Source organism: Janthinobacterium svalbardense, assembly GCF_002327145.1.
Taxonomy (GTDB): Bacteria; Pseudomonadota; Gammaproteobacteria; order Burkholderiales; family Burkholderiaceae_D; genus Janthinobacterium; species Janthinobacterium tructae.
In genome coordinates, this window is the sequence record NZ_CP023422.1 from 3,621,448 (window position 1) to 3,634,876 (window position 13,429).

At 64.0% G+C, this 13,429-nt stretch carries 7 protein-coding genes; 6 read left to right on the forward strand and 1 reads right to left on the reverse strand.

Translation table 11 applies throughout. The annotated features are described in order from the left end of the window. Positions 1 to 74 precede the first annotated feature (74 nt). Genes CNX70_RS16040 through CNX70_RS16055 form a run of 4 tightly spaced genes read left to right on the forward strand, consistent with a single transcriptional unit; the run spans position 75 to position 8,508 of the window. The gene (locus tag CNX70_RS16040) at positions 75 to 3,554 is read left to right on the forward strand and encodes a response regulator (RefSeq protein ID WP_096238494.1); all 3,480 of its coding nucleotides are present in this window, start codon (positions 75 to 77) and stop codon (positions 3,552 to 3,554) included. Then, the gene (locus CNX70_RS16045; RefSeq protein ID WP_096235513.1) at positions 3,554 to 4,432 is read left to right on the forward strand and encodes a CheR family methyltransferase; all 879 of its coding nucleotides are present in this window, start codon (positions 3,554 to 3,556) and stop codon (positions 4,430 to 4,432) included. Before CNX70_RS16040 ends, CNX70_RS16045 begins: the two co-directional genes overlap by 1 nt. Continuing rightward, positions 4,429 to 5,619 carry a hybrid sensor histidine kinase/response regulator gene (locus CNX70_RS16050; protein WP_096235514.1) on the forward strand — a complete coding sequence of 397 codons (1,191 nt, stop codon included), beginning with the start codon at positions 4,429 to 4,431 and terminating at the stop codon, positions 5,617 to 5,619. Before CNX70_RS16045 ends, CNX70_RS16050 begins: the two co-directional genes overlap by 4 nt. 51 nt (positions 5,620 to 5,670) lie before the next feature. Continuing rightward, positions 5,671 to 8,508: a response regulator gene (locus tag CNX70_RS16055; RefSeq protein WP_096235515.1), complete on the forward strand. Its 2,838-nt coding sequence runs from the start codon at positions 5,671 to 5,673 to the stop codon at positions 8,506 to 8,508. Between the two features lie 3 nt (positions 8,509 to 8,511). Here CNX70_RS16055 and CNX70_RS16060 read toward each other — a convergent pair whose 3' ends face one another. Continuing rightward, positions 8,512 to 11,712 carry a PAS domain-containing protein gene (locus tag CNX70_RS16060; protein ID WP_244198821.1) on the reverse strand — a complete coding sequence of 1,067 codons (3,201 nt, stop codon included), beginning with the start codon at positions 11,710 to 11,712 and terminating at the stop codon, positions 8,512 to 8,514. Positions 11,713 to 11,852: 140 nt separating this feature from the next. On the opposite strand from CNX70_RS16060, the gene CNX70_RS16065 reads away from it, so the two are divergent. Both CNX70_RS16065 and CNX70_RS16070 read left to right on the forward strand, forming a co-directional pair. Next, positions 11,853 to 12,758 carry an alpha/beta hydrolase gene (locus CNX70_RS16065; RefSeq protein WP_096235517.1) on the forward strand — a complete coding sequence of 302 codons (906 nt, stop codon included), beginning with the start codon at positions 11,853 to 11,855 and terminating at the stop codon, positions 12,756 to 12,758. Further along, the gene (locus tag CNX70_RS16070) at positions 12,755 to 13,264 is read left to right on the forward strand and encodes a hypothetical protein (protein WP_096235518.1); all 510 of its coding nucleotides are present in this window, start codon (positions 12,755 to 12,757) and stop codon (positions 13,262 to 13,264) included. Before CNX70_RS16065 ends, CNX70_RS16070 begins: the two co-directional genes overlap by 4 nt. Positions 13,265 to 13,429 lie beyond the last annotated feature (165 nt).

Here is a 13,429-nt window from a genome sequence, read left to right on the forward strand (position 1 = left end):
ACGCTTTGCTTGAGCTCCAGAAAACTTGCATTTCAATTAAAATTGTTTTTTCGCGACAGCCCACCACGGACATGATGAATACCAAGACCCCGATCGATTCCTTCAGCTTTCGCCGCATCCTCGCCCGCAACGTGACCTTGCCGCTGGTCATCGGGGTCGCTACCGCCCTCGTGTTTGTCGGCCTGATCGCCTACCTGCTCTCGGCCCTGCGCTCGGTCGAGCATTCGGAACGGGTGATCGGCAATGCGAATGAAGTCATGAAGCTGTCGGTCGACCTGGAAACGGGCATGCGCGGCTACTTGCTGACGGGCGACGAGACGTTTTTGGCGCCGTATAAATCGGGCAAGGCCAAGATCGCCGTGGAAATGACGACCCTGCTGGACCTCGTGTCCGACAGCCCCATCCAGACGGACCGCCTGCGCCGCATCCGCGCGCTGCAAAACCAGTGGATGGAGTATGCGGAAGGCGTGATCGCCCAGCGCCGTAGCAACCAGGAATTCCTCGCGCGCGTGCGCCAGGGCGAAGGCAAGCTGGAATTCGATGAAATCCGCCGCGAATTCCTCGCCTTCCTGTCGATGGAACAACGGCTGCGCCAGGAACGGGCCGACACGGCTGAGAGCCGTACCATACTGGCCGTGGTGGTGTTCCTGATCCTCAGCCTGGGCATGTCCGGCTTGCTGGCCTACCTTGGCCGGCGCGAACTGCTGCGCCTGTCTGATATCTACAACGATGCGCTCGCGCAGCGCGGCAAGGATAACGAGGTGCTGCAGGAGCAAGCCTGGCTGCGCACGGGGCAGACTGAGCTGGCGGCCCATACCAGCGGCCAGCTGGGCCTGCCCCAACTGGGACGCCACGTGCTGGACTTCCTCGCCCATCGCCTCGACGTGGCCGTGGCCACCCTGTACGTCGTCGACGAGGATGGCAGCCTGCGCCGCACGGCCGTGTACGGCTTCAATGAACAGGGCGTGAAGGAAAAACAGGTCTTCAAGCTGGGCGAAGGCCTGGTGGGCGAGACCGCACGCGAAAAACGCCTCAAGCATGTGCAGCAAGTACCCGACAATTATCTGACCGTGACCTCGAGCCTGGGCAGCGGCGCGCCGCTGGAACTGGTCCTGGCGCCCGTCAACAATGAAGGCGTCGTCAACGGCGTCATCGAACTGGGCTTTACGCATCCCGTCAGCGCCCGCACCAAGGAATGGCTGAACTTGATTGCGGCGAATGTCGGCACGTCGCTGGAAGCGGCCCTGTACCGCCAGCGCCTGCAAAATGTGCTGGAAGAAACCCAGCAATTGAATGAAGAGCTGGAAGTGCAGCAGGAAGAATTGCGCACGGCCAATGAAGAGCTGGGCGAACAGTCGCGCGTGCTGGAACAGTCGCAGGCGCACCTGGAAGAGCAAAAGGCGGCGCTGGAACAGTCGAATGAGCAACTGGCCGTGCAGGCGCTGTCGCTGGACCAGAAGAACGTGGCGATCAGCCAGGCGCACGCCCAGCTGGAAGCGCGCGCGGAAGAGCTGCAGCGGGCCAGCCGCTACAAGTCCGAGTTCCTGGCGAATATGTCGCACGAGCTGCGCACGCCGTTGAACAGCTCGCTGATCCTGTCCAAGCTGCTGTCGGACAATAGCAGCGGCAACTTGACGCCGGAGCAAGTGACGTTTGCGCAAACCATTTATTCGGCCGGCAACGACTTATTGACCCTCATCAACGATATCCTCGACATTTCCAAGGTCGAGGCGGGCAAGCTGGAATTGACGCCGGAAGCCGTGCCCTTTGATGAACTGCTCAGCGGCATGAAGATGCTGTTCAGCGCCCAGGCGCAGCAAAAGAAACTGGTGTTTGACGTGAAGGTGGCGCCGGACGCGCCGCCGTCGCTCGTCAGCGACCGCCAGCGCCTGGAGCAAATCCTGAAAAACCTGCTGTCGAACGCCATCAAATTCACCGATACGGGCACGGTGTCCTTGCACGTGAGCGCCGATGCGGCGGGCCAGGTGCGCTTCCAGGTGCAAGATACCGGCATCGGCATCGCCGACGAGCAGCAACAGAAGGTGTTCGACGCCTTCCACCAGGCCGACGGCACCACCAGCCGCCGCTATGGCGGCACGGGCCTGGGCCTGTCGATTTCGCGCGATCTGGCCGCCTTGCTGGGCGGTAGCATCGAGCTGGCCAGCACGCCAGGCCAGGGCAGCACGTTTACATTGGTGCTGCCGGCTGTTATGCCGGAACGCGCCGTGGAAGCGGCGACAGTGCCGGCAGCGGCGCCACAAGCGCCTGCAAAAATCGCCATCGCGCCCAAGGCGGCGCCCGTCGCCAAGCCCGTGCCGCTGCCCACCTTCCAGGATGACCGGAACAGCGCGCACCCAGGCAAGACGGGCCAGCGTTCCGTGCTGGTGATCGAGGATGAGCCGTCGTTTGCCGGCATCCTGTTCGACCTCGCGCATGAAATGCAATACCGCTGCCTGGTAGCGCACGGCGCCGACGAAGGCTTGCGCCTGGCGCAAGAGTTCCTGCCCGACGCCATCCTGCTCGACATGGGCTTGCCGGACCGCCCAGGCTTGCTGGTCTTGCAGCAATTGAAGGAAAACCCGCTGACGCGCCACATTCCCGTGCACATCGTCTCCGGCAATGACCAGATGCAGGAAGCCATGCAGCTGGGCGCCATCGGCTATGCCACCAAGCCGCGCACGCGCGAGCAGCTGAAGGAAGTGTTCCGCAAGCTCGAATCGAAATTCACGCAAAAGATGAAGCGCATCCTGCTGGTTGAAGATGACGAACGCCAGCGCGAAAGCGTGGTGCACCTGATCAGTGACGACGACGTGGAAATCACGGCCGTGGCGCTGGGCGAGCAGGCGCTGGAATTGCTGAAGACGCAGATTTTCGACTGCATGATCATCGACTTGAAGCTGCCCGATATCCAGGGCAACGAATTGCTCGAACGCATGGAACATGAAGAACTGTGCTCGTTCCCGCCCGTCATCGTCTACACGGGTCGCAACCTGAGCCGCGAGGAAGAAGCGGACCTCATGAAATACTCGCGCTCCATCATCATCAAGGGCGCCCGCTCGCCCGAACGCCTGCTCGACGAAGTGACCTTGTTCCTGCACAAGGTGGAGTCGGAACTGTCGAGCGAGCGCCAGGGCATGCTGCAGCAGGTGCGCAGCCGCGAACGCGTGTTTGAAGGCCGCAAGATTTTGCTGGTGGACGACGACGTGCGCAATATCTTTGCGCTGACGAATGCGCTGGAACAGAAAGGCGTGGTGGTGGAAATCGGCCGCAACGGCTTCGAAGCCATCAGCAAGCTCAACAGCGTGGAGGATATCGACCTGGTCTTGATGGACGTCATGATGCCGGGCATGGATGGCCTGGAAGCGACGCGCTTGATTCGCGCCGATGGCCGCTACAACAAGCTGCCCATCATCGCCATTACCGCCAAGGCCATGAAAAATGACCAGGAAGAATGCCTGCAGGCGGGCGCGTCCGATTACCTGGCCAAGCCGATCGACCTGGACCGTTTGTATTCGCTGTTGCGCGTGTGGATGCCGAAGATGGAACGCATGTGATGTCCCTGCGCACCACGGACGCGCAGCTGCATGCGCTGATGGAGGCGATCTGTCAGCGCTACAGCTATGATTTTCGCGACTATTCCCTGCCCTCGCAGCGCCGCCGCCTGCATCAGGCGCTCGAGCGCTTGCATTGCGCCGACTTGCCCGCCTTGCAGCAACTGGTGCTGGACGACGCGGCCGCCTTTGGCAAGCTGCTGCAGATTTTGACCGTACCCGTCACGCAAATGTTCCGCGACCCGGCGTTTTTCCGCGCCTTGCGCGAACACGTGGTGCCCGTGCTGAAAACCTATCCGTCGCCGACGATCTGGGTCGCCGGCTGCTGCACGGGCGAGGAAGCGCTGTCGCTGGCCATCGTGCTGCACGAGGAAGGCTTGCTCGAACGCAGCACGATTTACGCCACCGACATCAACCCGCAAGCGCTGGCCACGGCCGCGCGCGGCGTATATCCGCTGCACCGCATGGCCGACTACGGCGACAACTACCTGGCCGCAGGCGGCCTGGGCCAGCTGGCCGAGTACTACACGGTCGAACATGCCACCGCGCATTTCCAGCAGCGCCTGCTCGACAGAATCAACTTTGCCGATCACAGCCTGTCCACGGACAGCGTCTTTATTGAAACGCAATTGATCTTGTGCCGTAACGTACTGATTTACTTCAACAAAACCTTGCAGGAACGGGCCCTGGGCCTGTTCCACGACTCGCTGTGCCACCGGGGCTTCCTGGGCCTGGGCAGCAAGGAAAGCACACATTTCACCCGCTTTGCCGCCGACTTCGAGCCATTGCCGGGTGCCGAAAAGCTCTACCGCAAGCGTGCGCCGTCGCACGCCGCTTCCCACTACGCTGGACGGCATGGTCATGCCAGGAATGAAACATGATGAATGAAACAAGCACCAAACTGCTGATCGTCGACGATTTGCCGGAAAACTTGCGCGCGCTCAATGCACTGATCCGCGAGAGCGACCGCAGCGTCTATCAAGCCTCCTCGGGCGAAGAAGCGCTGGCCTTACTGCTGGAACACGATTTCGCGCTGGCCATCCTCGACGTGCAAATGCCGGAAATGGATGGTTTTGAGCTGGCGCAATTGATGCGTGGCACGGAAAAGACGCGCCACATCCCCATCGTCTTCGTCACGGCGGCCGGCAAGGAAATGAATTTCGCCTTCCAGGGCTATGAAAGCGGCGCCGTCGACTTCCTGCACAAGCCGCTCGATATCAATGCCGTGCAAAGCAAGGTCAACGTCTTCGTCGCCCTGCACCAGCAGCGCAGCGAGACGCGGCGCCAGGTGCAGGCGCTGGAACACAGCCGCCAGCAGCAGGAAGCGTTATTGAAAGAATTACGTGCCACACAGGCGGAGCTGCAGCGCTCGCTGCGCCTGCGCGACGAATTCATGTCCATGGTGGCGCACGAACTGCGCACGCCCTTGAACACGCTGTTCCTGGAAACGCAGATGCGCACCGTCAACCTGGAGCGGGGCAACCTGGCCGCCTTCGAGCCCGACAAGCTGAACAAGATGGTGGCGCGCGACGGGCGGCAAATCCGCAGCATGGTGCGCCTGATCGACGACATGCTCGATGTGTCGCGCATCACCAGCGGCAAGCTGTCGATCCGCCGTGTAGCCGTCGACCTGACCAGCCTGGTGCGCCGGGTGGCGGACGACCTGGCACCGTATGCGGCCACGACGGGCAGCGTGCTGGAAGTGATGGCCTTCGAGCCGATCCAGGGGTTCTGGGATGCCTTCCGCGTCGAGCAGATCGTTGTCAACCTGATCAGCAACGCCGTGCGCTACGGCCAGGGCCAGCCCGTGGAAATCAGCCTGGCGCACACGCAGAACAGCGCCGTCATCGAAGTGCGCGACCATGGCATCGGCATCAATGCGCGCGATCAGGAACGCATCTTCGACGCTTTCGAGCGCGTTATCCACCAGGACCGCACAGGCGGGCTGGGCCTGGGCCTGTTCATCACCAAGCAACTGGTCGATGCGCATGGTGGCGCCATCACCCTGCAAAGCCAGCCCGGCAATGGCTCCCTGTTCAGCGTCACCCTGCCCCTGGCCGGCAGCTGAGGCCGGCATGAGCAGCACACCGCCCCCCGCAGCCAGGCCGGCGCCAGCGGCGTGGCCTTTTTGCTGCAACTGGAACGCCGGCTGCGCCTGCTGCAAGACACGGGCGAGATCCTTTCCCTGTCGGCGCAGCTGCTGGGCCAGCGCCTGGGTGCCCAGCAAGTGGCCTGTTTCGATATCGACCAGACCCTGCAATGCCCCACCCTGCAGCATGCGTGGAGCGATGGCCTGGCGCCCGGTGCCGCCGGCGAATATTTTCTCGGCGATTATGCCGCTCGCCTGGCCGATGCGCTGGCCGCGGGCCAGGCGCTGGCCGTCAGCGATGTGGCCAGCGACCCGCGCACGGCCACGCCGGCCGCGCTGGCCACGTTTGCGCGCCTGGGCATTCGCGCCTTCCTGAACATTCCCATCGCCAAGGAGGGCCGATTGGCGGCCCTGTTCGTCGTGCACAGCGGCACGGCGCGCCTGTGGCATGCGGACGAGATCGAACTGGCGGTGCAGGTGTCGGAACGGGTCTGGTCGACCATCTTGCGGGCGCAGGCGGAATCGCGCTTGCGCGCCCTCAGTGCCAGCATGGAAACGCAGGTGGCCGAGCGCACGCGCGAATTTGGCCGCACCTGGAACGTCAGCCCCGATTTGCTGGGCGTGCTCAACCTCGATGGCTATTTCGAGCACTCGAACCCCGCCTGGCAAGCCACGCTGGGCTGGTCCAGGGAGGAAATCCGCACGACGCGCTTCCTGGAACTGGTCCACCCGGACGACTTGCAGCGCACGTACGCGGCCTGGGACGCCGCCAACCAGGGCCAGCCGGCGCTGCGCTTCGAAAACCGCTACCGCCACAAGCTGGGCGGCTGGCACTGGCTGTCGTGGGTGGCCGTGCCCGAGGGCGAGAAGGTGTATTGCAGCGCGCGTGACATCACCGTGGAAAAGAAGCTGGAAGCGGACCTGGCCGCGCGCAACAGCGAGCGCGAGCGGCTGTGGCGCAGCGCGCAAGACTTGATGGTGGCCATCGATGCCGAGGGCTGCTTTGTCGCCGTCAACCCGGCCTCGTCCGCCATCCTGGGCTGGCTGCCCGAGGAAATGCTGGGCCGCAGCCTGTTTGACTTCGTGCTGCCCGAGGATGCCGCCGCCACGCGCCTGGCGCTGGCGCACGTGACGCAAGAAGCCATGCCCAGCTTTGAAAACCGCTACCGGCACCGCGAGGGTGGCCACCGCTGGCTGTCGTGGGTAGCCGCGCCGGAAGGCGACCTGGTGTTTGCCACCGGACGCCATGTCACGCTGGAAAAGGAAGCGCAAAGCACCTTGCGCAGCATGCAGGAATCGTTGCGCCACAGCGAGATGGCACTGTTGCAATCGCAAAAACTCGAAGCGCTGGGCAAGCTGACCGGGGGCGTGGCCCATGATTTCAACAACGTGCTGCAAATTATCTCGGGCAATCTGCAACTGCTGCAAATGACCCTGGACGACGACCCGCTGGCCGCCAAGCGCATCGCCAGCGCCGCGGCCGCCGTGGAACGGGGCGCCAAGCTATCGGCGCAGCTGCTGGCTTTTGCGCGGCGTCAACCATTGAAACCGCTGGTGACGGATCTGGCGCAACTGCTGCGTTCGACGGAAGAACTGCTGCGGCGCGCCACGGGCGAAAGCATCGAAACGCGTTTGCTGCTGGCCGACGATTGCTGGCGCGCCCTGGTCGACCCGCACCAGCTGGAAAACGTCATCCTCAACCTGGCCATCAACGCGCGCGACGCGATGGATGGCCAGGGCCAGCTGACCATTGAACTGGGCAACAGTGTGCTGGACAGCGACTATGCGGCGCGCCATGCGGACGTGGCGCCCGGCGACTACGTGCAGCTGACCGTCTCGGATACAGGCACGGGCATTCCCGCCGACTTGCTGGACAAGATTTTCGAACCATTCTTCACGACGAAGAAGGAAGGCGAAGGCACGGGCCTGGGCCTGTCCATGGCGTACGGCTTTCTGCGCCAGAGCGGCGGCCACCTGACGGTGGACAGCGTGCCCGGCCATGGCAGCACCTTCCGCATCTATCTGCCGCGCTCGCTCGAAGCGGAAACGGAATTGCCGCTGCAATTGAGCGGCCCCGTGCTGGGTGGCAAGGAAACCATCCTCGTCGTGGAAGACGACGTGCAGGTGCAAACGACAGTGGTCGACATGTTGCGCGGCCTCGGCTATGGCGTGCTGCGCGCCAGCGATGGCGAAAGCGCGCTGGCCATCGTCGGCAGCGGCGTCCCCATCGACCTGCTGTTTACGGATGTGGTGATGCCGGGCAAGGTCGCCAGCACGGAACTGGCGCGCCAGGCCCGGCTGCTGCTGCCGCATCTGGCCGTACTATTTACCTCGGGCTACACGCAGGACGCCATCATGCAGGGCGGCCGCCTGGAGCCGGGCGTCGAGTTGTTGAGCAAGCCCTACCGGCGCGCAGACCTGGCGCGGCGCATCCGCCACTTGCTGGCCAACGGCCGCCACGTGACGGCCCTGCAGCAGTACCGCGCGCAGCTGGCGCCGCAGCCTGCGCCGGCACTGCCTGCAGGACGCCATATCCTGCTGGTGGAAGACAATGCGGATGCGCGCGCCATGACGAGCGAACTGCTGGCCATGCTGGGACACACGGTGCAGGCCGTGGGCACGGCCGAGGCAGCCTTGCCCCTGCTGGGCACACCGGGACTGGAACTGTTGCTGACCGATATCAGCCTGCCGCAGATGTCAGGCGTCGAGCTGGCCGAACTGGTGGCGCGCGAGCGGCCGCAACTGGAAGTGGTATTTTCCACCGGCCATGCGCCGGCCAATTCCGGCGTGCTGGACCCGGCCGCACGCTTCCTCGTCAAACCATTTACCGTCGAGCAATTGCAGCACGCCTTGCTGCCGCCGGCTTAGAGCCTAGTAAACGTCGAGCCGGCGCGCCTTCAGTGCGCCGGCCAGTTCTTCCAGGCCAAACGGTTTGCGCAGGAAACGCGCGCTGGTGTCCTGCATCAGGCTGGCGCCCCAGTCATGTCCGGAAGCAAACACCACCTCCAGCTGCGGCCAGTGTGCGCGCGCATGGCGCGCCAGTTCCAGGCCGGACATGGTGGGCAGGCTGATGTCCGTCACCAGCACTTCCAGGCCCGGCATGGCCAGCAAGGGCAAGGCTGCCTCGGCGCTGGCCACACCATGCACGGTATGCCCCAGCATATTGAGCATCTCGGTCGTCATTTCGCGCGCATCGTCATTGTCTTCCACCAGCAGAATGCGCCGCCCGGACGGGTCGGGCGCGCCCACCAGGCGGCGGTCGGCCAGCACATGGCGGATGCGCCGCGCCAGGTCTTCGCGCTGGTAGGGTTTACTCAACAGCTCCACGCCCGGGTCCAGGCGCCCGCCCTGCATGATGGCATTGTGCGTGTAGCCCGAGGTAAACAGCACGGCCAGCTCCGGCAGCAGCAGCCGCGCTTGCTGCGCCAGCTCCTTGCTGCTGACGGGACCGGGCATGACCACGTCCGTAAACAGCAGGTCGATGGCCACGCCCGTGCCCATCAGGGCCAGCGCCGAGGCGCCGTCGTCCGCATGCAGCACGTCGTAGCCCAGGCCGCGCAGCATGTCGACCACCGTGTGCTGCACGGGCGCATCATCTTCCACCACGAGGATGGTCTCGCCGCCGCCCAGCACGGGGCCCGTCAGGCCCGCTGGCGGTTCGGCCAGCTTTTCCAGCGAACGGGGCAGGTAAATTTTAAACGTCGTGCCGGCACCGGGCGCGCTGTGCACCTTGATGTGGCCCGCGCTCTGGCGGATGAAGCCGTAGGCCATGGACAGGCCCAGGCCCGTACCCTCGCCTTCGCGCTTGGTGGTGAAGAACGGTTCGAAAATCTGGTCGATCACGTCGCGCTCCATGCCATGGCCCGTGTCGGTGATGGTCAGCAACACATATTGTCCCTCCAGCACGTCGGCATGCAGGCTGGCGTAGGCCGCATCGAGCGTGACATTGCTCAAGGTGAACGTCAGGCGACCGCCCTTGTCCATCGCGTCGCGTGCATTGATGGCCATGTTCAGCAGCACATTTTCCATCTGGTTCGGGTCGACCAGGGTATGCCACAAGCCGTCGCTGATGAAGGTTTCCTCGGTGACCGCCTCGCCCAGGGCACGGCGGATCAGCTCATGCATGCGGCGCAGCAGGCGGCCCAGGTCCGTCACCAGCGGCTTCAACGGTTGACGCCGCGCAAAGGCCAGCAGTTGCGACGACAGCTTGGCGCCCCGCTCGACGGCCGAGGCAGCCGAATCGAGGCGTCTGGCCGCCTGCGGATTATCGGCCACCGTCAGTTTCAGCAACTGCAAGTTGCCGGAAATGATTTGCAGCACATTATTGAAATCGTGGGCCACGCCGCCCGTCAGCTTGCCGATCGATTCCAGCTTTTGCGCCTGCAACAACGCTTGCTCGCTGCGCACCAGCGCCAGCCGCGCCTCTTTTTCATCGGTGACGTCGCGGCCGATGGCGTGGATCAGCTTTTGCGCCGGTACGGCCGTCCAGGAAATCCAGCGGTAGCCGCCATCGCGGCGCCGGTAACGGTTTTCCATGCGCAAGGTGGGCGCGCCATGGGCCAGGCGCGACAAATCCTGCAAGGCCGCCATGCGGTCGTCCGGATGCACGAGGCTAATGAAATCCATGCCCAGCGATTCGATTTCCGGCCGCTCCAGGATCTTGCTCCAGGCGGGATTGACGGCGATGATCATGCCGGCCAGGTCCGCCACCAGCATGATGTCGGTCGACAGCCGCCACATGCGGTCGCGGTCGGCCGTGCGGTTGGCCATTTCCACTTCCAGCGAGGAATTCAGGTAGGCCATCTTTTCCAGCACGTTTTTATGTTCCTGCACGTCCGTATTCGTGCCCACCCAGCGCAGCACCGTGCCCGCCTCGTCGAACAGGGGCAAGGCGCGCGCCAGGAACCAGCGGTAAGCGCCGTCGCTGGCGCGGCGCATGCGGAACTCGTGTTCGTAGGCGCTGGCCGTGGCGACGGCCCGCTCCCAGCTATTCTGCGTGGCCTGCACGTCGTCCGGATGCACGCAGTGGCGAAAGCCGCTGGTGACCAGCGATTTCAGCGATTGCCCCGTGTACTCGCACACCTGCTCATTGACCCAGTAGGTAGCGCCGCTGCCATGCGCCAGCCAGGCCTGGTTGGGCATGGTCGAGGCGAGCGAACGGAATTGTGCCTCGCTGTCGAGCAAGGCATTGCGCGCCTGCCAGTGCTCGTCGATGTCTTCGCACGAGCCATACCATTTCACGGGCTGGCCCCGCTCGTCGAGCCGGCAATACGCGCGCGAGTGCACCCAGCGGTAGCGGCCGTCCTGGCGGCGCACCCGCATCTCCTGGTCCAGCGGCTGGCCGCTGCCCAGCGCTTCGCTCCAGGCCGCCAGGGAATGGGGCACATCGTCGGGGTGGATGGCTTCCTGCCAGCTGTTACCGAGGCCGCTGCCGCCCGTCCATTCGCGCCAGCGCTGCCCAACATAGTCGAGCTTGCCATCGACGTCGGCCGTCCACAGCGCTTGCGTGTTCAGTTCGATGGCGTAATGAAAGTGTTCGCGGCTGTCGTGCAGCGCTCTTTCCAGCTGGCCCCGCTCGATGACATGCGCGGCTACGCGCGCGGCCAGCGCCAGCAGTTCGATTTCGGGTTGCGTGGGATGGCATGACGCGGGGAAGAACAGGCCCAGCACGCCCAAGATATGCCCCTTGGCACCGAACACGGGGGCGACCCAGCAGGCGCGGTAGCCGTGCAGCATGGCTTCCTTGCGGCCCGCGCTCCAGTGCACATCGCGCGTGATGTCGCCGCAATACACGGGCGCGCCGGAAAAGGCCGCCATGCCGAACGGCGAAGGCTGTTCGCCGCCGTGGCGCAGGGCCAGACACAGGTCTTGTGGCAGGCTGGGCGCGGCCAAGCCGCAAAAGCAGTCGGCCTCGTCGATGAGCAGCAGGCAGGCATGCGCGCCGCCATCGGCCAGGTCTTGCAACGCCAGCAACAAATGCTCCAACGCATGGGCCAGGTCGGCGCCTGCCGCGATACTGCCCAGCGCACTATGCTCGGCGTCCAGCAAGGAAAGAATGTTGTTTGCGTGCACCGTGTCGATATGGGGAAAACTGATGCCCGAAATATACCATGGTGCAACCCTCTTGCAGGAGGAAAACAGCGTGCCGCTTGATCCCGGCGTCCACGCGGCCCTATGCTAAAGTGTTGCTCTCTTCTCAAGCGAAACCAACGATGCCCACGTCCCTGCCATCCTCCCTGATCGCCACCGCCCTGCTCGCCTGTGTCCACGGCGCCGTCGCTGCCCCCATGAGCCTGGACGACTACCTGGCCCTGAACGGCCCCGCCCCCACAGCGCAGATCGCGTATGGCTCCGCGCCGTCGCAATACGCGCAGCTGTTCCGGCCCGAAGGCAGCGGACCGTTTCCCGTCGTCGTGCTGGTGCATGGCGGCTGCTGGACGGTGGCCTTCGGCGGCATCAAGCAGATGCGCAACGTGGCCGGCGCCCTCGTGGCGCAAGGGATTGCCGTGTGGAATGTCGAGTATCGCCGCGTCGACGAGCCGGGTGGCGGCTATCCAGGCACGTATGAAGACATGCACGCGGCGCTGGACAGCCTGCGGCAGCACGCGCCCCAGTACCAGCTGGACGTGAAGCGCATCGTCGCCATGGGCCATTCGGCAGGCGGCCAGCTGGTGCAATGGATCGCCGGCAGGGAAAAGCTGCCGAAGGCCAGCCCCCTGTACCGCGACACCTTCCTGCCAATCAAGAATATCCTCAGCTTGGGCGGCCTGGCCGATCTGCGCCACGAACAGGAGTTGATCAAGAGCAGCTGCGAGCGCGATATCGCGCAACTGGCAGGCAGCGCCAGCAATGAGCGCCCCGACATCTACAGCGACACCAACGCGGCCGACCTGATGCCCAACGGCAGCCGCACCGTGTTGGCCACGGGCGAGCTCGACACCATCTCCCCTCCCCGCGTCGCGCACGACTATGCGGCCAAGGCCGAGCTGGCCGGCGACCATGCGGAAGTGCTGATCTTGCCCGGCGCCAGCCACTATGACGAGATTGCCTCCACATCGAATGCATGGCAGATGATCTTGCCGGTAATCAAACAGATGCTGGCAATGGAGGCGAAATGAAGCGCGCCATCGCCTTCACCCTGCTTGCCGCCTGCTCCGCCATGGCGTTCGCCGCCGACACCGCGTCACTCGAAAGCGGCTTGCTGCATGCCATGCAGCTCAAAAAGGGCACGACCGAACGGACGGGCACGTCCGGCCGGGCCATCCGCGCCTACCAGCACGCCGGCCTGGTCAGCAAGACGCCCCGCCAGCGCTTCGACTACACCGACTACTACCTGCTGGGCAAGCCAGTGCCCTTCATGGGCCACGAACTGGTGCTGATCGAGGAAGAATACCGCAGCAAATACATAGGCTGCTGCGCCAGCCCCGGCGTCGGGGTCACGCTGAAAGTCCATGGCAGCATCAATAATCTGCAACAGTTCGCCCGCGCCAGCCGCTGCACCCTGACCGATCATATTGATTTTGCACATAAGCTGCGCGAAGTGGCGATCAAGAACAAGGTTCCCAAGGCGCACTATGCGTCCCTGAGCTGCCGCGAGCGCGATGCCGAGCGCGATGAGTCGTGACGCCAGTAGCGGCCAGTCACGTTGACGTGACAATGCGTGACTTTTCTCGCTCACTAATTCGTTATGCTCATTGCCGCAGTCGGCCAAACGAGGTCGTTGCCAAATTCTTGCGCTTGGAGTGGTAAATCTGCGGTCTCCTTTAAGAAAGAGATGCGGCAGTGCTTA